At 64.7% G+C, this 20,381-nt stretch carries 15 protein-coding genes; 6 read left to right on the forward strand and 9 right to left on the reverse strand.

Annotated elements, in window-relative coordinates; translation table 11 throughout:
- Positions 1-72: 72 nt before the first annotated feature.
- Both OXT71_15130 and OXT71_15135 read right to left on the reverse strand, forming a co-directional pair.
- Positions 73-387 carry a HigA family addiction module antitoxin gene (locus OXT71_15130; protein ID MDE2927727.1) on the reverse strand — a complete coding sequence of 105 codons (315 nt, stop codon included), beginning with the start codon at positions 385-387 and terminating at the stop codon, positions 73-75.
- Positions 388-412: 25 nt separating this feature from the next.
- Positions 413-694, reverse strand: coding sequence for a type II toxin-antitoxin system RelE/ParE family toxin (locus OXT71_15135; GenBank protein MDE2927728.1), 282 nt, complete (start codon positions 692-694; stop codon positions 413-415).
- Between the two features lie 226 nt (positions 695-920).
- Between OXT71_15135 and OXT71_15140 the strand changes: the two genes are divergently transcribed.
- On the forward strand, positions 921-1,175 hold the full coding sequence (locus OXT71_15140) for a hypothetical protein (protein MDE2927729.1): 255 nt from the start codon (positions 921-923) through the stop codon (positions 1,173-1,175).
- A gap of 36 nt (positions 1,176-1,211) precedes the next feature.
- Here OXT71_15140 and OXT71_15145 read toward each other — a convergent pair whose 3' ends face one another.
- The 7 genes from OXT71_15145 to OXT71_15175 all read right to left on the reverse strand — a co-directional run bounded on the left by OXT71_15145 (position 1,212) and on the right by OXT71_15175 (position 12,271).
- A complete protein-coding gene (locus tag OXT71_15145) occupies positions 1,212-1,871 on the reverse strand; it encodes a YdeI/OmpD-associated family protein (protein MDE2927730.1) in 660 nt (219 codons plus the stop codon).
- Positions 1,872-1,954: 83 nt separating this feature from the next.
- Positions 1,955-3,436 carry a hypothetical protein gene (locus OXT71_15150; GenBank protein ID MDE2927731.1) on the reverse strand — a complete coding sequence of 494 codons (1,482 nt, stop codon included), beginning with the start codon at positions 3,434-3,436 and terminating at the stop codon, positions 1,955-1,957.
- A 13-nt stretch (positions 3,437-3,449) separates the two neighbouring features.
- On the reverse strand, positions 3,450-3,989 hold the full coding sequence (locus tag OXT71_15155) for a hypothetical protein (protein ID MDE2927732.1): 540 nt from the start codon (positions 3,987-3,989) through the stop codon (positions 3,450-3,452).
- Entirely contained in the window at positions 3,973-5,445 is a 1,473-nt protein-coding gene (locus tag OXT71_15160; protein MDE2927733.1) for a DUF1501 domain-containing protein, read from the reverse strand. The genes OXT71_15155 and OXT71_15160 overlap by 17 nt, the downstream gene beginning before the upstream one ends.
- A 135-nt stretch (positions 5,446-5,580) precedes the next feature.
- Positions 5,581-8,238 carry a PSD1 and planctomycete cytochrome C domain-containing protein gene (locus OXT71_15165; protein ID MDE2927734.1) on the reverse strand — a complete coding sequence of 886 codons (2,658 nt, stop codon included), beginning with the start codon at positions 8,236-8,238 and terminating at the stop codon, positions 5,581-5,583.
- A gap of 51 nt (positions 8,239-8,289) precedes the next feature.
- On the reverse strand, positions 8,290-10,443 hold the full coding sequence (locus OXT71_15170) for a CehA/McbA family metallohydrolase (protein MDE2927735.1): 2,154 nt from the start codon (positions 10,441-10,443) through the stop codon (positions 8,290-8,292).
- A 34-nt stretch (positions 10,444-10,477) separates the two neighbouring features.
- Positions 10,478-12,271, reverse strand: coding sequence for a hypothetical protein (locus tag OXT71_15175; GenBank protein MDE2927736.1), 1,794 nt, complete (start codon positions 12,269-12,271; stop codon positions 10,478-10,480).
- A gap of 131 nt (positions 12,272-12,402) precedes the next feature.
- On the opposite strand from OXT71_15175, the gene hflK (OXT71_15180) reads away from it, so the two are divergent.
- The 5 genes from hflK (OXT71_15180) (at position 12,403) to recQ (ending at position 20,343) form a co-directional block, all read left to right on the forward strand.
- Entirely contained in the window at positions 12,403-15,474 is a 3,072-nt protein-coding gene (gene hflK / locus OXT71_15180) for an FtsH protease activity modulator HflK (GenBank protein MDE2927737.1), read from the forward strand.
- A gap of 73 nt (positions 15,475-15,547) precedes the next feature.
- Positions 15,548-16,429 (forward strand): protease modulator HflC, encoded by an 882-nt coding sequence (locus tag OXT71_15185; protein MDE2927738.1) that lies wholly within the window; start codon positions 15,548-15,550, stop codon positions 16,427-16,429.
- A complete protein-coding gene (gene hflK, locus OXT71_15190) occupies positions 16,426-17,349 on the forward strand; it encodes an FtsH protease activity modulator HflK (protein ID MDE2927739.1) in 924 nt (307 codons plus the stop codon). Before OXT71_15185 ends, hflK (OXT71_15190) begins: the two co-directional genes overlap by 4 nt.
- 36 nt (positions 17,350-17,385) lie before the next feature.
- Positions 17,386-17,859, forward strand: coding sequence for a hypothetical protein (locus OXT71_15195; protein ID MDE2927740.1), 474 nt, complete (start codon positions 17,386-17,388; stop codon positions 17,857-17,859).
- A gap of 75 nt (positions 17,860-17,934) precedes the next feature.
- Positions 17,935-20,343, forward strand: a complete 2,409-nt coding sequence (recQ, locus tag OXT71_15200) for a DNA helicase RecQ (protein MDE2927741.1) — start codon at positions 17,935-17,937, stop codon at positions 20,341-20,343.
- Positions 20,344-20,381: the final 38 nt, after the last annotated feature.

Below are 20,381 nucleotides of genomic sequence, written 5' to 3' on the forward strand. Positions count from 1 at the left end.
AGGTCGCGAAATCGTTTGATCGCAAACAAGCGCTGAAGGCGACAACCCCGCGAGATCGATGCAGAAATGGGACTAAGCGGCCCTGGTCCCATGGGGAGTCACTTCCTTGTCGAGTCGATCCTTGAGAACAGCCTTCGCTGATTCGAGCTCGTAGCGTGACTGCAAATTCATCCAGAATCGAGCGGAGTTTCCGAAGTACCTGCCTAGCCGGAGCGCCGTGTCTGCCGTGATGGCGCGTTTCTCGTGAAAGATCTCGTTGATCCGGCGAGGCGGCACCGAGATGTCCTTTGCCAGCCGGTACTGGGTCAGGCTCAACGGCTTCATGAACTCCTCCCGCAGGATTTCTCCGGGATGGGTCGGTTTCAAGGTTTTGTCTCTCTGATCCATTGATCAGTCCCTTTCCAGCCTCCTGCTAGTGATAGTCCACCACTTCCACGTCATAGGCGTCGCCGGTCTCCCAGTGAAAACAGATCCGCCATTGTCGATTGATCCGGACGCCATATTGTCCTTTACGGTTGCCCGAGAGCGCCTCCAGCCGGCTGGAGGGTATCGCCTTGAGATCCCCGAGCGATTCGGCTGCGTCCAGCATTTCCAGCTTCCTGAGTGCGCCTTTCTTCAAAGCCGTCGGAAATTTCCTTTGGAGTCGTCTGTTGAAGAGCTTTTCGGTGTCCTTGCAGTGGAAGCTCTTGATCAAGAAGAAATAATAACGCGGTGCGTTAAGGTTGTCAAACGTTATGGTCTGGGAGGTGCCGGAGAAATCAGGTGGATTCAAGTCATTGATAACAGGAGAGTAATAAGATCCGAAAAAGCGATTGTCGTCGACCTCCGGCCGGTCAACGGAACCGTAGCGAATAGAGGTCCGCCCCGCCTTCAACGCCGGCGGTGGTGGTGTCGGCGGTCCCGCGTGGGACTACCAGGCGGTGGCTCCGAACCCGCAGGAGGGACGCCGCTACAGCTTCTGGCTGAGAGTCGTCTACAAGCCTTTCGAAGCTCTGGACGAGGCCCTTGACCTCCATCAGGAGTGGTTGAGCGGCCTACCGAAATCCCGGTTCGCCTTCTGGTTCAACCAGCGCCCGCGCGAGCGACGGAGGGCGGTGGCGTCGGAGCGTTGGCTGGCGGGAGGATGGGGGGCTCCAAGCGACCCGCACCGGCCCCGGAAAGCGCCCGCCCCCTGAGAAGCCGTGGACCGGATCCGCACGGGCAAGAGTCGGCTATTTCCTCCTCCGCGCCGCCGCGCGCATCGGCGGGACCACGTCGCCCCTGGCGCAGGAATCGATCAGAATCGCCAGGCGGCGCAGGCGGGTTTCTTCGCGTTTCGCGCTCACCACCCACCAAGTGACCTGCCTGCGGTACCAGGGCCGTTCCTCGTCCCAGTACTTCCACGCAGCGGGCACGGCCCTGAGCTGCCGCTCATACGCGGGCGGCAGGCTGACTTCGCCCTGTTCGTACGCCGCACGCTTCTCGTTCTCGGGGTCGCGGGCCCGGTAGGCGGCCAACCCCGCTCCGGTGACCAGCCCCGCCTCGATCAGGTCCTTCATGCGGCCGAGGTTGCGGGCGCTCCAGCGGCTGCTCTTCCTGCGCGGGGTGAAACGTATCTTGTAGCTCTCGTCGTCGACGGACTTCCTGATTCCATCGATCCAGCCGAAGCAGAGCGCTTCGTCCACCGACTCGGGCCAGGTGATGCTGGGCAGTCCGGTGGCCTTCTTGTAGTAGCCGACCCACAACTCGGCGGCGGTGTCGTGGTGCTCCACGAACCAGGCGCGCAGATCGGCCGGGGTGGGGAAGAAGCGCGGGTTGTCACTCGATGTGGTTCGGCGGTGAGAGTGGGTCGGAGGCCTGTCGCCGCCGCTACCTGGCCCGAAGAATGTCAAATCAGAAGATTCTGGATGCCTCCGAGATGGCACGGAAGTCCGGCGCCTGTTCAAAATAGCGGCGAAATCCTGATTCCGGCCGGTCAGCGGAACCGTATCGAGTAGAGGTCCGCGTCCTTCATCACGAAACGCAAGCGCACCGGTTTCCCCGAGATTCGCGCCAGGGGCTTGGACGTGCCCGCCCGGGCGTGACTCCGTTTCCACCGCACCGTGTGCTCGATCTCGTCCCCCCAGATCAGCGGAGACTCCTCCAGGGCGAATCCGGCCAGCGGCTGTCCCCCGGCGTCCTGGATCTCCAGCCGCATGCTCCCCGCCGCCGAGGTCGCGAAGTTCAACACGAGGTTCTCGCCCGTGAAGGTCAGCGGCCGGGTGATCAGTTCGCCTTCCGACGAGCCGGCATGGACCGACATGAATCCGTCGGTCCGGATCACCATCCGTTCCAGGTAGTTGGTGGGGAACGTGTAGTGGCGCTGGACGAACAGGGAGATCTCATCCGGCGCCGTGGCCAGCAGGCCCCAGGCGGGGGTGTTGGAGCGATGGGACCAGTTGCGTATCTCGGTTCCCGGGCGAATGAACGCCTCCAATTGGCGGTTCCAGTGAACGGCGTCGCGGCTGGACATGAAGATGGCGTCGGAGCAACCGCCGGAATTTGCCTGATCGAAAGGAACCCGCGTCTTCCAGGGATGGAATCGCCGGGGGAAGGCGAAAAAGATGTGGGGCGCCCTGAAATACGGCTGCGTCGCGTTGGTGTAGAGGTGTTCGGCGGGCGCATCCCCGAATTCGCCGAACTGGCCCGGCGTCCAGTTCCTGAAGTCGGTGGAAGTGGCGATCTTGATGGTCCGGACGCCGAGCTGGAAATCCCGGTAGACCGCAACGTAGCGCCCGTGGACCTCGTCCCAGAAGGCCAGATTGGGAGAGTCAAACGCACCGTCGGTGATGATGGGGTCCTCTCTCATTTCCTTCCAGTGGATCCCATCCGGGGATACGAAGGCGTACAGCTTCCGGCTGTCCGGCCCCACGGCCTTGTAGCGCTCGGAGGCAGGCGCCTCCGGATTCGAGTCCTTGAAGGGAAGGAAGGCCCCCGTGCCTTTTCCCATCCAGACGATGTTGTTGTCCCTGGATCCTTCGTACTCGTGCAGCCCCAGCGAGGGCCGGGACCAGTGGATGCCATCTCGACTCTCGGCGTAGCACGCGGTGTAGGGGTGTTCGGGGATCACCTCCTCGCCCGGTTCCAGGAGCGACTCCAAGGCGTACCCGGCGTGACTGCTGCCCCGGTAGTACATGCGGTAGAGGTCGCCGTCCTGGAAGACGACGGCCGTGCTTCCACTGGTCACTCCCTCCCAGGGCCGGTCGAAGACCATGACCTTTCCGGCGCGCCGAGGGGTGTGGAGCTTGAGTTCCAGACCGTCGAGAGAGTCGATGAGGTAGTCGTCGACAAAGAGCTCCAGCCGGGAGTCGACATCCCGGACTTCGGAGTGAGCCGGCTGGTCGTGCCGGCCGCCTTCGAGGGCGGGGAGCGAGATCAGGAACAGGACGAGGAACGGGTATGGGAATCGGAATCTCAAGGGGGAATTCTCCTCAGGGTTTCCCATCGCCGCCGCCGGCATACAGCTCGAACCGAGCCCGGATCGGGCCGCCGGGATGGTTCTCATGGAAGAGGACCGAAACCGCTCCGGCCGGGTCCTCGCTGCGGTACAGGCGAAGCGTGGCGTTCCAGACTCGCGGCGTTTCCAGGTATTGGGGCATGCCGGTCTTGCTCTTGTGGCGCTCGGCGTCGGTGCCGATGGGGATGGACACAGGGTGAAGATGCACGGTTCCCGCCAGGGGCCATCCGGCGGCGGCGGTCCAATCCTCCGGGTCCACGGGCACACCCTGGAGAGAAACCGGCCCGGCCGATGGGGAGAGGAAGCGCAGCCGGATGCTGCCGTCCTCTGACCGCACCTCCACGTCGAAGGGCCCCTTCGGCAGAACGGTCCCCTCGGCGGTTCGAAGACTTACCGGCAGTCGAATCTTGCCGACGAAGGGAGCGCCGCTTTGGGGCAGGGGACCCGCGGCTGTGGCGGAGATCAGGCTCAGGAAGGCGATCGCCCGCCAAGCCTTCTCAGGACGAATGGCCAATGGACCTCCCAGTCAGCTTCCGGTACAGGTCCTCGCCGGCCTCGCCTGCTTCGCCGACTCCACTGAGGCGCCGGTCCAGCCCCTGGAAGAAGTAGGTCAGGCGGCGGTGGTCCAGGCCCATCAATCCCAGCATGGAGGCATGGAGGTCGTTGACGTGCATCTTGTCTTCCACGGCCACGAAACCCAGATCGTCGGTAGCGCCGATGGCCTGGCCGCCGCGAACACCGCCTCCCGCCATCCAGGCGCTGAAACCGAAGGGATTGTGGTCGCGTCCCTCCTTGCCCTGCATGACCGGAGTTCGGCCGAACTCGCCCGTGGAGATGACCAGAGTGCTCTCCAGCAGGCCCCGCTGTTTGAGGTCTTCCAGCAGAGCGGCCATGGGCTGGTCCGTCTTCCACGAGTTCTTCATGTGGTTCTTGTCGCACTCGCCGTGAGCGTCCCAACCGCCGCTGTAAAGATGCACGAAGCGGACGCCCCTCTCCACCATTCGCCGCGCCAGCAGGCACATGCGGCCGAACTTGCGGGTCTGATCCCGATCCAGGCCGTACATCCGCTTCACGTGCTCCGGTTCCCCGGAAAGATCGATGAGTTCGGGCGCCGCCATCTGCATCCGGAACGCCAACTCGTAGTTTCGGATTCTGGCCTCCAGGCGGCTGTCTCCGGGACGGGTCTCGAGATGGTTCCGGTTCCAGCCTTCGATCCGCTGGAGCAGGGCGCGCTGCCGGTCCAGGTCCATCCGGGACGGGGGCTTCAGGTTCTGAAAGGGCTGGCCCTCGGTGTTGATGAGCGTCCCCTGGTAGATGGCCGGAAGGAAGCCGGTGCTGAAATTGGAAGTGCTGGACCGGAAGATGCTGTCGGTCATCACGATGTAGGAGGGGAGGTTGTCCGTCTCGCTCCCCAGCCCGTAAAGGATCCAGGAACCCATGCTGGGACTCCCCAACTGCAGGCTTCCGGTGTGCAGGTAGGTGAGGGCGGGACCGTGGATGAACGACTCGTGGTAACAGGATCGGATGACGGCCATGTCGTCGGCATGCCTGGCGAGCCCTTCGAAGAGATCCGAGATCTCGATGCCGGACCGGCCCCTCTGCTTGAAGGTGCGGCGGCTGGCCATGAGCTTGGACTCGTAGGGGTTGATCTGGGCCAGCTCCAGATCGGTGCGGAAACTGGAGGGCAGCGGTTGTCCGTCGTACCGCGCCAGAGCCGGTTTGGGGTCGAAACTGTCCACTTGGCTCAAGCCGCCCTGCATGAACAGGAAGATGACGCTCTTGGCCTGGGCCGGAAAATGGGGTTCCTTGGAAGCCAAGGGCGAAACACGACCGTCGTTGGAGGCCAGAAGCCGGCCCTCCCGCTCCAAGAGGCCGCCCAGAGCGAGGGAGCCGAAACCGAAGGAGGATGCCTTCAGAAACTCTCGCCTCGTACCGACCTGAACGGCGCCCTGGCAATTATTGGAAATCACATTCCACTCCTTGAATGAGTGCTCCTATTGAAGCCCCGCCAACGTGGCAACGTCAACAGGAGGGGGGCCATTCCTGTCCCCCACCGGGAAAGTGGACATTCCTGTCCCCCAATTCCGGATCCGCGAGCATGCGCGTCAATCAACAAAGAGAAACTCATTGAGGTTGAAGACGGCCAGGCAGAGTTCCGTCAGTCCCTGAGCATGGTTCCGCTCGATGGTTTTCAACTCCGGGGGAGCGCCCTCCGGCAACTCCTCCCACCGTTCGCCCTCGGCAGACGCCAGAGTCTCCAGGGCGTCCCGGGTCTCCTGACCGGTGGGCGGACGTCCCAATGCAGTCCGCCAGGCCCGGTCCACCCACTGGCCCGGCTCGGAACCCCCTTCCCGGACCAGGCGCCCGGCAAAGGCCAGGGCCTGCCGGAAGACGGCATCGTTGTTGAGGAGCCAGAGGGACTGGGGGGCCACGGTGGTCACGGAGCGCTCGGGACAACTGACGGCCGGATCGGGAGTATCGAATTTCTCGAACATGGGGAAGACGAAGTTCCGCCGCGAGAGGATGTAGATGCCTCTTCGGCTGTGCTCTGCGGGATCCGCCGGCACGGTCCACGCCCACTTGAGCCGGAAGCCGGCCAGTTCATCCTCCGACAGCGGCGGCACGAACGGCCGCCCGTACATCTTGGAGTTCAGGGTGCCGGCCACGGCATGAATGCTGTCCCACAGGACCTCGGCCTCGACCCGTCTCCGATTGGCCCTCCAGAGGTAGGCATTGTCCGGGTCGGCGGCGGCATTGCGAGGGTCGTCGAACCGGCTGGTGAGCCGGTAAGCCGAGGATTGGACGATCAGCCGGTGCATCGCCTTGAGGCTCCAGCCCTGGCGGACGAACTCGGTGGCGAGCCAGTCCAGCAGCTCCGGGTGGGACGGGGGCTGCCCCTGGAGGCCGAAATCGTTGGACGTGGACACGAGCCCCCGCCCGAAGTGCCACTGCCAGAGGCGGTTGACCATGACACGGGCAGTCAGTGGATGATCGGGACGAGTCAGCCACAGGGCCAGGTGTTTCCGGTGACGGGGGCCATGGCCCTGGTTGGTGCGGAAGTCCACCCCTTTCCCCAGGATCCGGGGCAATCCGGCTCCCACCCGCTCCCCCGGACGGTCCAGATCGCCCCGCTCCAGAATGCGGGTCTCGGGGATCAGCTCTCCCTGGATGTGGCCCAGGACCGTGGCCGAGGGCGTGTCGTAAAATCCATCCCATCGGATGGCGTGGGAGCCGTCGGAGACGGGGACCTCCAAGACCTTCTCGGCGATGGCCAGAAGCAGCCGGGACCGTTCCGCCTTCTCTTCCGGCGTCAGGTGGTCCTTGAGCTTGAAGGTATTTCGATTGAAAAAGTCCGCCACGGCGTCCTGGACCGGAGCCGCCAGCATCCGCTCCTCTTCCGTCCGTTCCTGCTCCGGTTTTTCGTAGGCCCGGCGCGCCTCCGGTGAGAAACCCGCCTTCTGTTCCTCGGTCAAACGGCCCCGGACATTGGCCTCGAACATTTCGTGGGCCCGGCGCCGTTCGTCCAGGGCGATGGTCCGGGGGTAGTGCTCGTTCCGGTGAAACATGCTCATGGCCGTGACCACCGGGAGCGTCACCGGATGGGAGGGCGCGAAGATGGCCTGCATCCGGAAGTAGTCCTCTTGGGTGATGGGATCGAACTTGTGGTCATGACAGCGGGCGCAGGCCAGGGTCAGGCCCATGAAGGCCGCTCCCGTCATGTCCACCCAATCGGTCAGGCGCTCGTAACGGAGCTTGGGGGCGTCCAGGGTGGATTCGCCGATGGAAGGCCCGAACCCGTAGAGGCTGGTGGCGACGCGGGCCTCCATGTGGGCCACCTTTTCGGGGCGAATGGCGTAGCTGGTGTCGTAGAGGTCCAGGTTGTCGGGCCAAAGCTCGTCCGCCGCGATCTGTTCCTGGATGAAGCGGTCGTACGGCTTGTCTTCGTTGAAGGACTTGATCACGTAGTCCCGGTAGCGCCAGGCGTTGGGATAATACTCGTCCGTCTCGAACCCGCCGCTGTCGGCGTACCGGACCACGTCGAGCCAGTGCCGGGCCCAGCGCTCGCCGTAGGCGGGCGACTCCAGCAACTGGTCCACCAGCTTTTCGAACGCCTTGGGAGACTCGTCCCGGAGGAAGGACTCCACTTGTTCCGGGGTGGGCGGCAGTCCGATCAGGTCGACGTAGACTCTGCGGACCAGCTCCGGCCGGGCCGCTTCGGGAGCCGGTTTCAGGCGCTGGGCATGGAGCCGGGCCAGCACGAAGTTGTCGATGGGATTGCGCACCCGGTGCGCTGCCCCGGGGACTTGGGGAGGCTCGGGGCGGACCGGTGGGCGAAAGGACCACCAGGCGGGGCCGCCGCCGTCATCGCCGGCGGAGTCGGGCCAGGAAGCCCCGGCCTCGATCCAGGCCTTGAGGGTCTCCACGTCCCGGTCGGGGAGCCGTTTCTCTCCAGGAGGCATGGCCAGATCGCCCGCGTGGGCGACGGCCTGGTAGAGCAGGCTGGAATCGGGCCGGCCCGGGTCCACCGCCGGACCGCGGTTGCCGCCGCGCAGCATGCCCTCCCGGGACCGGAGATCCAGGCCCGAGGCGCGGATGGAGCCATGGCAACTCAGACACTCGTGCTTGAGGATCTCGGAGGCCCGGTCGGCAGGGCGGGACACGGAGGAACTCGGCCAGGCCGCTCCCCAACTGAGGGTCGCTGCGGCCACGGCCACCCGGAGGCAGCGTCCTGACGGAACGGAGATGGGGTGCCAATGGGTCACGGCTCGATCCGATCGAATGCCTTGGATCTTAACAGCCGTCGGCGACTCTTGTCATGGACCGGAGTCCGCAGCGTCGGCAGGAGGTTTGCGGGACCATTTCAGCCGCTCCCGGTAGATCTTCTCCGCTTCCGCCAACTGGCCCAGAACCTCGCGCTGCTGATGGAGGCTCTCGAAAGAGCCGCCGGCGAGGGAGGTCCGGCGCATTTCCCGGAACCTCTCCAGGAAAAATTCGAGGGCTTCGGGATCGGCGTAGGGCCGCCCTCCCACCGTGAGATAGACCGGCGTTGTATGGGCGAAGAGTTCGGGATTGTTGACCACCAATGGATGCTCTTTTCCCCAAATCCGGGCAGCCATCCAGCCGCTGGACGGAACCCGGATCGTCCCCCGATGATTCAATTTGGTGCCGTTTATCAGGGGAATCTGCTGCAGGACCTCGCTGTTGAAGAGGATTTCCACCTTCTCCATGGGGATCTGGGAATAAGCCTCCAACTCCAACTCCACAGGTCCGGGTTCGTCCAGGGCGATCTCGCTTCCGGGAAGCCGGCCCTGGACCCGGAAGTAAAGCAGAGGCCCGTTGCTGACGAACGTCCGCCCCTGCTGCAGTGCGCGAACCCAGTCCTCGTAAGACAGCTTGTCCCCGGTGTAGGCGTAGACGCGATCCCCGCCCAGGACCTTGTGCCGGCGGACGTTGTTGAAGGCGTCGGTGCCGGCCACGGCGCTGAGGCGCCAACCGCAGTCGAGCAGCAGTCGATACAGGGTGTTGGTGCTATGGGTGTTGGACAAGCCGAGGATCTCCATGCCGTCGACGGTCCCGAGCGCGGCGTCCACCGGGATCCAGCGCTGCCGGCCCAGGGAAGGGTGGACGTAGAAGACGGCGGCCCCTTCCTTGCGAACTTCCCTGACGGCGGTGGCGTTGGACGGGTAGTCGAACGGGTAGAAGCTGGCGGGAAATCCGTTGTAGGGGGGCTCCAGAAAGCGTTTCAGGTTCAGGACGCCGATGTGGCCGTAGAGGGCCGGACGGAGCTCCTGGCTCCAGTAGAGGATGTGCCGCGATGTGCTCAGGGGGTGGGGAGCGCCGGTGAAGTGCTGCCGATCGTAGAGGACCGCGCCCTGCGAATTGCAGACCAGGAGGTTGGCAACATTCAGGTCCTCCGCCACCGTCTGGAGGCGGATGTCGGCGGGATTGATGACCTGGTCCATGGTCTTGTGGACCAGGTTGGGGTGGATGTGGATGTCTCCCGAGTACCAGCCGCGGGCGGCGGCGTCGTGGAAGCGCTCCAAGCGAAATTCCAGTGCGCCGGGGCCGGCGGGCTGCAGGTCGACGGTTCGTTCCTGGTAGCGGTGCTCGAATCCCCTCGCGACACGGATTCGGGCCTTTCCCGCCGGCAGGACCAGACTGCTGATTCCTCGCGTGTGGAAGTAGGCGTCCGCCCGCATTGGCGTGTAGCGGAGATAGGTTCCCGAGGGGGCCCGTCCCAGGCCGTCGGAACCGACCACCTCCACCCGGGCCGGGACATGCCGGCCGGACTCGTCCAGGACCCGGATCTGGAGACGACAGGCGGGATTCCAAGCCAGGGGAAGACTCACCCGAAGAAGCCGGCGTCCGGATCGGACATTGAGTTCCAGGCTCTCTCCGTCCTCACCCCAGACTCGGACGATGACGGGATGGACCTCCCCGGGGGCCAACCGGACTTGCCGGGGCCGGAAATACAACGGACCCTCCGCCGGTTCCAGGCTCACGTTCTGCCCGACTTGGGATCGATTCCGAACCAGGACCAACGCCCGATTCTCCAATCCCCGGGTGAACTGCAGGCGCGCCGGCCGGACCAGGACCACCGGCGGGGCCACATCGACCTTGAGCAGCTCCGGAGAAGAGAGGTTCCAAAGACCCGCGCTGATTTGAGCCCTCACGTTGGCCGCCGCCAAGACGGCCTGGTCGCCGTAGACGTTCCTCTGCAGAAGGGTGAGGGGCCGGACCTGACCGTAGACGGCGAAGGCCGCCTCTCGATCCACCCTCTGATTCAGAAGCATTGCCGAGAAGAACTCGACGAAGAGCCGATGACGGGAGTCCCGGATTTGGAGGCCGTCGAGGGTGTCTTCGGTCAGCCCGTAGGGATTGAAGAACGGCACTTCCGACTGAGCCGGAAGACTCGCCGGCAGAAGGACCGACAGAATCGCGAGTTGAGCCCAGGGCCGCCGATTCAAGGGATGCTCCTTCTTCGTTCGAGCGGTTGGAAGCTCATTCGGGGAAATAGCTCAGGTCCCAATCTCCCAACTTCCATAGCGGACTGGAAGTCGACTGGGGTTCGGGACGGCCGGCCATGATCCAGCCGGCGATCTCCTCGTGGTGACCCAGACGGGCCAGTGTCTCCGAGGCCTGGCCCCCGGCAATGGCGGTGTCCCAGAAGGCCAGGTGCTCGACTCCCAGAGAGTAGAGCTGGCCGGCCTTGTTCCGATACTGTGTGGCGTCCATGTTTCGGGGCATCACATTGAGCGCCAACCGGCAATTTCCCGCACGGGCCATGCGAACCCAATAGGTGACGTCGGCTGCGTCTTCCCAGGCGGTCTCGAAGCTGAACAGGCTCCGGGCCGAGGTGTAGGGGATCAGGGTGTCCACCAGACCCTCCTGAACCCAACGCTCGATGTCGATCCCGTAAAGCAGGTTCTCCTCGCGGGAGCCGAACAGCCAGGCGGTGACCGGATACGGTGCGGACCGGCCCTGCTCCCGGGCGGCCTCAGCCAGTTCGGCCTTCAGGTCTTCCATGAAACCGGTGAGAATCCGGCTCTTGTAGGCCAGCCAGCGTGGATCCGTTTCGGGCAGGCGGCGGGGGTCCACTCCGAACTCCTCCTGGAAGCCCTCCACCAACGGCCATTCGTATTCGAGGAAGGGGGGCTGACGGTTGTAGAGAATGGCGACGCCGTCGATGGGATAGCCGGTCATCTCCCGGATCAATGAGAGGACGTAGCGGCGGGTTTCGGGAAAGGCAAACGACAGGCCGAGGGAGGGCCGTCCGTCGCGGCCCACGCAACGGAGCTCGGGGCACTGGTCGTAGAGTCCGCCGCGATTGAATTCGTCGAACGGCGGTGGCCAGTAGAAGGGTCGCCACCCGATTCGGTAACAGGCGTGGAACTCCATGTCGAGTTCGTGAGCGAAGTCTGCGGCGACGCGGAAGGGATCGATTCCGCGTTCCACGTAGGCGTCCCAGGCTTCCCGGGCCAGGCGGTCGTAACGCCTGGGGGGATCCTGGGTCCGGATGCCCCGGCCGTCCCAGACCCGCCCGATGCGCGTCAGGTAGTTGCAGATGTCCCCGTGAGCGCCGTCCCAGTAGATGCGCCCGAAATCGGTGTGCCGGTAGGGTTCCAGTTGGGCCTGGATGGCCGTCTCTTCGGACCGGCCTCCCGGCATTCGGGAACCCCGGTCGCCGTCGAACCAGGAATCGTTGTAGGCGAACAGCCGGCGATTGGCCGGGTCGGACCTGTCGAGTTCCAGGTCTTCGACCTCTTCGCCGGTGAGGGGGACCAGCTTGATGTAGGCGAGCCAGACCTTGCCGCTGATGTTGCCGAAAGCCTGTTCGTCGGGCACCGCCCGCTGGCACGGTTGGCGGAACGCCACGGTCTGGCCTGTCAGGTCGGCGGTCTTCCAGAAGACGTCCTGGATTCTGGGGCCCTGTTTCTGATCGTCGGCCGGAACGCCCCAGGCGCGTTCGCTGGGGATCGGAAGATAGACGAGCGAGAACGCCGGATCTCCGCTGAGCCGGGCGAAGACCCGTTGGGCCTCATAGGGGCGCCATGCGTTGTTGAAGAGGCCGATATAAATGTCGTGCCATCCTTGGACTTCAAGGGGATAGGTGATCTCGGCCGCTTCCGTCTCCTCGCCGGCGAAAAGGAGCGTTCCGGCGGCCTTGTCGGTCTCGAAGTCCAGCATTCGCCAGGCGAATCGGCGAGCCGTCCGGCTGAGGGCGCTCGCCGGCTGGCAGCGGTCCAGATCGGCGCGGTAGACAGGTTCGTTCCGCCTCTGGAATCGATCGAGCATGGACTGGGCTCCGGGAGGCGCCGGCTATCGGGGCTCCCCCTTGGGAGAGGGATTGTATCCAGCCCCGCTCAGGCGGAGCAAGCGGTCTCTTTGAACCGGCCAGAACGGCTTGTATAGTGGACGGCGCCATCATGATCCCTCCCCTCGGACACACGTTCCATCTGGACGAAGGGGCCGTCTTCCGCTGGCGCTTTGCGGGACTGGTCCTGGGCGGCCTGCTCCTGGTGGCCTACTGGCAGGAGTGGGTCGTTTCGCCTTTCCCCTGGGACCTGGGCATCGTCCTGACCTTCCTCTACGGGTACAGCACCTTCCACCGGGCGTTCCAGGACGTGATCTCCCGGCGGATCAGCGCCGATCAGGCGGTGACTCTGGCGGCTCTGGCCGCCCTCTACGTGGGCGAGTACCTGGCCGCCGCCGAGGTGGTCTACATCATGCTCGTGGGCGAGACGTTGGAAGCCTACGCCTCCCAAAGGTTCCACACCGACCTGACGCAGCTTCTCTCGATGTTGCCCCAGGAGGCCCACCGCTGGGGAGACGACGGCGAGGAACGGGTGGCTCTGGGAGAACTCCGGCCGGAGGACCGGGTGGTGGTCTATCCCGGCGAGAGGGTCCCGGTGGACGGCATCATCCTGGAAGGGGAGTCGCTCCTGGACGAGAGCTCCATCACGGGCGAGTCGGTGCCCCGGGAGCGGTCGGTCCGCGACCAGGTCTATGCCGGCAGCGTGAACCAGACCGCCCGGCTCCTGGTCCGCGCCCGCCAGGTGGGCGAAACCACGGTGTTGAACCGGATCGTGGAGCTGGTGCGCCAGGCCCGGGAGAGCAAGGCTCCCATCCAGCGGACCGCGGACCGCTACGCCCAATGGTTCCTGCCCCTGGTGCTGGGAATCGCGGTTCTCTGTTACGTGGTGACGGGCGACTGGATGCGCTCCGTGGCGATCCTCATCGTGGCCTGTCCCTGCGCCATGGTCCTGGCCACGCCGGCGGCGGTGCTGGCCACCATCAGCGCCCTGGCCCGGAAGGGGATCGTCGTTCGGGGCGGGGTCCAGATCGAGGAGCTCTCCAAGATCGACTGCTTCGCCTTCGACAAGACCGGCACCCTCACCCGGGGCCGGCCCGAGCTGGTCCGGGTGATTCCCTTCGGAGAGTTCCGTCCCGATGCGATCCTGGGTTGGGCGGCCTCCCTGGAATTCTTCTCCGAGCATCTGCTGGCCAAGGCCATTCGGGAGGCGGCCGAGAGCCGCGGGCTCGACGTCTCGCCCGGGGAGTCGGTCCAAAGGCACGCGGGTCTGGGACTGGAAGGAACGCTGCCTTCCACCGGCGATGAGGCGGGTCCGACCGTACTCGTCGGCAGCGCCCGCTTCCTGGAACAGCAGGGAGTCGCCCTTTCCAAGCCGGAGCGGGACGTCCTGGATCAGGCCGCGTCCGAAGGAGGCATCGCCGTCCTGGTGGGATGGGAAGAGCGGGCCGCCGGCGTCCTCCTCCTGCAGGATCAGCCCCGGCAAGAGGCAAGCCGGGCGGTGGCCGAGTTGCGCGAATTGGGGATCCGGAAGTCTCTGCTCTTGACGGGAGACAACGAAAAGGCGGCCCTTCGGGTGGGCCGGGAGGTGGGGATCGCCCAGGTGCATGCCGGCCTGCTTCCCGAGGAGAAGCTGGCCCACCTGGAGGATCTCAAGCTCCAGGGCCTCCGGGTGGCCATGGTGGGAGACGGCGTCAACGACTCGCCATCCCTGGCCGCCGCCCACGTCGGCATCGCCATGGGGGACACGGGGACCGACATCGCAGCCGAAGCGTCGGGGGTGGTTCTGGTCGGGGATGGGGGGCTCGACCGCCTGAAACCGTTGATCCGCATGAGCCGCCGCGCCGTCAAGACCATTCACGACAACATCTTCTGGTTCGGTCTGGTCTTCAACCTGGCCGCGGTCATGGCCGCCTTCTGGGGGTACCTGAGCGCCGTGGGCGCCGCCGTTGTCCACCAGGGTTCCTCGTTCCTGGTCCTGATGAATTCCCTCAAGCTGCTGGATCGCCGGCCGTCGGAGCTTCTTCCCCACCGGCTTCGCCACCGGTTGCACCACCTGGGCCACCGGTACCACCACTTCCGCCACGACGTCCACCATCTCCAGCACGATGTGCTCCATTGGTTGCACCATCGGAATCCGGCCCATCTCTTCAGGCACTCCCTTCACTGGGCAGGCCATCGCAAAGGGTCCCTGCTGCGTTGGGCCGGGGCGGCTGCCGTCCTGGCGTACCTGCTCTCCGGGATCCGGATCCTGGCGCCCGAAGAGGTGGGAGTGGTCCAGCGACTGGGCCGGCTGGTCGAGGGTTCATTGGGATCGGGCCTTCACTACGTGGCGCCTTGGCCCGTGGAGACCCTCCACCGGCTCCGGCCGGCGCAGGTACGCACCGTGGAGCTGGGTTTCCGGATCTCCGACTCGGCGGCCGAGGTCGAAGGGGGGCCGGCCGCCTACGAGTGGAACATTCAGCATCGGCAGGGACGCTATCTGCGGAGGGAAGACGAGGCGCTCATGCTCACGGGAGACGAGTACCTGGTGGAGGTGAACGCGGTCGTCCACTACACCATCGCCGACTTCCATCAATACCTCTTCGCCAGCTCGAGCCTGGAATCCACCTTGCAGTTCCTGTGCGAGAGCGCCTTGCGCCAGGTGGCGGCCACCATGGAGCTGGACCGGATTCTGGCCCTCGACCGGCGCACCATCGAGAGCGCGGCGATGGAAATGGTCCGATCGGAGGCGGAACGTCTGGGCTTGGGCGTTCGAGTCCAGGCCTTCCAGCTCCAGGACGTTCATCCCGCGCTGGAGGTGGTGGGGGCGTTCCGGGACGTGGCCAGCGCCTTGGAGCAGAAGAGCCGCATGATCAACGAGGCTCATGCCTACGCCAACGAGCGGGTCCCCATCGCGGCGGGTGAGGCCCAGGGGCGCCAGATCCAGGCCCGGGCCTATGCGGTCTCCCGGGTCCAACGTTCCGAAGGCGAGTCCCGCCGCTTCGATCTGCGCTACGGCGCGTATCGCCTGTCGCCCGAGACGACCCGGATCCGTGTCTACCTGGAGGCGGTCGAGGCGGGTTTGGCAGGGAAAAAGAAGTACATCCTGGACCAGAGCTCGGGACGCCGGAAGATGCTGCTGTTCCGTAACTCGGTGTTCAATTTGGGAAACCTGGAGAAGGCGGTCTCCGCCAGTGGGAGATGACCCGGAGATGCACTACCCAGTGAAGGCGCCCGCGGACGGCGAGAAAAGCAGGCAATCGGTCGGAACCGGAAGGGTGATCCGAAGCAAGGTCTTCTGGATCGTGGTCCTGTTGATTCTGGCGTACCGGAGCCTGTTCACGGTGAACGAGGAGGAGATGGTCCTGGTGACCCAGTTCGGACGCCCCGTTGCCGAGTACAAGGAGGCGGGACTCCGGTTCAAATGGTTCTTCCAGGGGCTCACGCGCATCGACAAACGGTTGCATCTCTACAATCCCCGGCCTTCCGAGTATCTGACCCGGGACAAGAAGAATCTCCTGGTGGAGACCTACGTGATCTGGCAGGTCCAGGAGCCGCTCCGGTATCTGCGGGCCGTCGGGGATCGCTCCGGGGCCGAGATGCGCCTGCACGACATCGTGTGGTCGTCGGTCTCCGCCGATCTGGGCCGGACCGAGCTCTCCGAGCTGGTGGCCACGGACCCGGAACAGGTGCGCCTGGAACCCTTGATGGAGAAACTCACGCGCGAGTGCGATGAAGTCTCCCGCCAACGTTACGGAATTCGGATCGCGTCGGTGGACGTGAAGCGGATCAACCTCCCCACCCAGAACCGGGAGAGCGTCTATGCCCGGATGCGGGCGGAACGGGACCGCATCGCCAAGAAATACCGGGCTGAAGGAGAGGAGGAGGCCCGCAAGATCCGGGCCGAGGCGGACCGCCAGGCCGAGGAACTGCTGTCGGCAGCCTACAAGCAGACGGAGATCATCCGGGGCGAGGCGGACGCGCAGGCCGCCCGGATCTACGGAAGGGCCTATTCGCGGGATCCCGAGTTCTACCAGATGGTCAGGACGCTGGAAGCGTACCAGCGGATCCTGGACGACAAGACCACCGCGGTCCTCTCGGCCGACTCGGAGTTGCTCAAGTTGCTGACCGAAGGGCGGAACGGAAGGTTGGCCCGGTGAGAAACTGGTTGCGGCACAACAGCCTGCTGCTGTCGTCCGTGTTGGTCGCCCTGTACGTGGCGTCCGGGATCTACTATGTCCCCACCGATCGGCAGGCGGTGAAGTTGCGGTTGGGCCGGCTGCTTCCGGAGCGGATCCAACCGGGTCTGCAGTACGCGGTTCCGTACCCTCTGGAAGAGGTGATCCTGTTGAAGACGAATGAGGCCCAGCGTCTCACCGTCGGGGGCACCGATCTGGACCGGGCCTTGGGAGTCCGGGTCCTGACGGAGGACGACTCCCTGTTGAGCGGCGACCAGAACCTGGTCCAGTTCCGGGCCTCCATTCAGTACTACATCCAGGATCCGGGACGGTATCTGTATCGGTCCCGCGATCTTCCCCGGGTCCTGGAGGTCCTGCTCTATCGTTCCCTCTCTCGAGCCGTGGCGATCCGGGGGGTCGACGACGTGCTCACCACGGGCCGCATCGAGATCCAGAATCGTGTCCGGGAGGATCTCCAGCAGGAGGCGGACCGCTTGGCGTTGGGCGTGGCCGTAACCGCCCTGGCCCTGGAACAGGTCCGTCCTCCCGAACAGGTCCGCGATGCCTTCCTGGAGGTGGCCAACGCCAGGGAGGACCGGAACCGCATCGTGCAGGAGGCCCGGGGATACGCCAGCGAATTGTTGCCTCGAACCCGCGGCCAGGCTCAGGAAAACCTCCAGCAGGCCCGAATCTACGGCCGGGAGGTGGTGGACCGGTCCCAGGGCGAGTCGCAGCATTTCCTGAGCCTGTGGGGAGAATACCGGCGCCATCCCACCGTCACCACGGCGCGCCTCTTCCTGGAGGCCATGGAGGAGATCCTGCCCCGCACCCGCAAGGTCATTTTGGACGATGCCGGAAGCCGGCAGGGCCTGGACCTGGATATCTTCGCCGTGGAGGAGTGAGGGAAGCCGGCGAAGCGGACCCTCGGGGAGACGGAGATGGAACCCAGGAAATGGTTCTCCCTGCTGGCGATCCTCGGCTGTTTCCTCTATTTCGTCACACGCGAGACCCCCGTCAAGGACACGGAAAGGGAAGAGAATCCGGACGACGTCCTGATCGCCATGGTCCAGGCCATGGAGCGCGGTGACGTCGAGGCGCTCAAGGAGTGCTTCGGCGGAGACCTGAGGAGGCGCCTGGAAGACCTGCTGGCGCGGGACTCGGCGCCCTGGCTGTCGGAGTGGCTCCGGAGGCGCGGAAGCGCCGTCAAGGGTCTGGCCATTCTGGGCCAGGAGGAACTGAGTCCGGATCAGGTCCGCGTCTTGACCGAGACGGTCTACAACGACCGCAACACCCGCCAGTCCTTCCTGGTGGAGCGGGAGTTCGGATCCTGGAGGGTGACCCAGAGCGATTTCGAGATGGTCAGCGACTGGGAAAACGAATTCGGGAAGTCGATTCGGGATGTGGGGCGTTAGTGATCTTAAAGATATGTGTGGAAGCATCGCCGGGCCTCGCGATGTGAACACTTCGGTGCTTGATCTGGTTTCGACGTGCGCGAACTTCTCAAGACACACTTCGGATTCGACGATTTCCTCCCGCTCCAGGAGGAGATCATCGCCAGCGTCCTGGATGGCCGGGACACGTTGGTGCTCATGCCCACGGGCGGGGGCAAGTCCCTGTGCTACCAACTGCCCGCGCTGCGATTCGGCGGCTTGACACTCGTGGTCTCTCCGTTGATCGCCCTGATGAAGGACCAGGTGGATGCCTTGAGGTCCAACGGCATCCCGGCGGGCTTGATCAACAGCAGCCTGCCCCGCGGCGAGATCGACCGGGTTCAGAACCAGGTTCGCCGCGGCTCACTCAAGATCCTGTACGTCGCCCCGGAACGGCTGGCTTTAGCCGGATTCAGGGAGTTCCTGAGCGCGCTCAAGATCAGTCTGGTAGCCGTGGACGAGGCTCATTGCATATCCGAGTGGGGTCACGACTTCCGGCCGGACTACCGCCGCCTGGGACAACTGCGCCTCGAATTGTCCGGTGTCCCCTTCATTGCGTTGACCGCCACCGCGACCGAGCGGGTCCGCGTGGACATCGTCGAGCATCTCGGATTGGCCCGACCCCGGCGGTTCATCGCCAGCTTCAACCGGGCGAACCTCACCTACACGGTCCGGCCGAAACAAAATGCCTATGCCGGACTCATGGGGCTGCTGGAGAAATACGACGGAGAATCCACGATCGTGTATTGCTTCTCGCGCAAGGGGACGGAGGATCTGGCGGCAGGTCTGCGGGAGAACGGTTTCGACGCGCTGCCCTATCACGCAGGCCTCGATGGCGAAGTGCGCCGCAAGACGCAGGAGCGGTTCATCAACGACCAGGCGAACATCATCGTCGCCACCATCGCCTTCGGCATGGGCATCGACAAGTCCAACATCCGCCTGGTGGTCCACTACGACCTGCCCAAGTCGCTGGAGAGCTACTACCAGGAGACGGGCCGTGCCGGGCGCGACGGTCTGGCCAGCGACTGCGTCCTGTTCTTCTCCTTCGGCGACAAGGTGAAACAGGACTACTTCATCGACCAGATCGAGGACGGGATGGAACGGCGCCGCTCGCGGGACAAGCTGGCGAAAGTGGTCGAGTTCTGCGATCTGCGGTCCTGCCGCAGGGTATACCTGCTGGACTATTTCGGCGAATCCCGGGAGCAGGACGATTGTGGAGCCTGCGACGTCTGCCTGGGGCCGCGGGAGGAGTTCGATGCCACGGAGATCGCCCAGAAGATCATGTCGGCGGTGGTGCGAACGGGCCAGCGTTTCGGCAGCGGCCACGTCATCCGGGTGCTCCGGGGGTCACGGGCCAAGCGGATCCTCGAGTTGGGACACGACAGGCTCAGTGTGTACGGCATCGTGAGCGAGTTTTCGGAAGCCGCCCTCAGGGAACTGGCCAGGCAATTGGTCGCGAGGGATCTCCTCTTCAACAATGGACGCAAATACCCGACCTTGGGGATCACGCCGGACGGGTGGAAGTTTCTGAAAAACCGGGACAAGCTCAGGCTCACGAGGCCGTTGAGGGATGAGGAGAGTCCGCTTCCCGATGACCAGGAAGGCTCCGACTACGATCGGGTCCTGTACGAGAGGCTCCGCCGCCTGCGCAATCGGGTCGCCATCCGGCGAAATCTGCCACCCTACATCGTATTCGGCGACGCGACGCTTCAGCAGATGGCGCACTGGATTCCCCAGAGCCGCAAGTCCCTGTCGCGCGTTTCCGGCGTGGGCGAGGTGAAGCTGCAGCAGTTGGGCGGCGAATTCCTCGAGGCCATCCGTTCCCACGCCCGGGAACACGGCCTGGAGGATCGCACTCCTCCAGCGCCGAGCCGCGGCTCCGGTCCTGCAACGGAGAGTGGGGACAAGACCGGAAACGCGGTCTACGAGGCCGATGCAATCCGTCAAGAACACGCCCGAGCCTATGAGAAGTGGTCTCGGGAAGAAGACGAGGAACTGGTTCGGAAACGTGGGAAGGGATCGAATGTTCCGGATCTGGCGAGTCATTTCGGAAGACGGCCCAGCGCGATCCGATCCCGCTTGAAAAAACTCGGTCTCTGGAAACCCGGCACCCAGGGACGAAGCCCGACCTACGATCAGACGGGACGGCTGTTACGCCAGGGACTGTCCATCGAGGAGATCGTGCGGCGGCGCGGCCTGACTGAGGGCACGATCGTCGGCCACTTGGAGTTTCTGGCCAGGGCCGGCGAGGAACTGGACCTGGACCGTCACCTGCCGCTGCCGGAGCAGAGGAAGAAGATCGCGGCGGCCTTCCGGGAATTGGGCAGCTTGGACACGGTCGTGAAGCCGGTCAAGGAGATGGTTGGAGAGGATTGCTCCTACGAGGAAATCAGATTGGTGCGAATATCCTTGCGGCAGCAGGAACCATGGCCGGCAGCCGACCGCTTTCCGGAGGAGTCCCCGTAACGTCCCATGAGCCGGTGTCCTCCGGCCGGCTCGAGCCA

The sequence above is a fragment of the Acidobacteriota bacterium genome (assembly GCA_028874215.1).
Lineage (GTDB): Bacteria > Acidobacteriota > UBA6911 > RPQK01 > JAJDTT01 > JAJDTT01.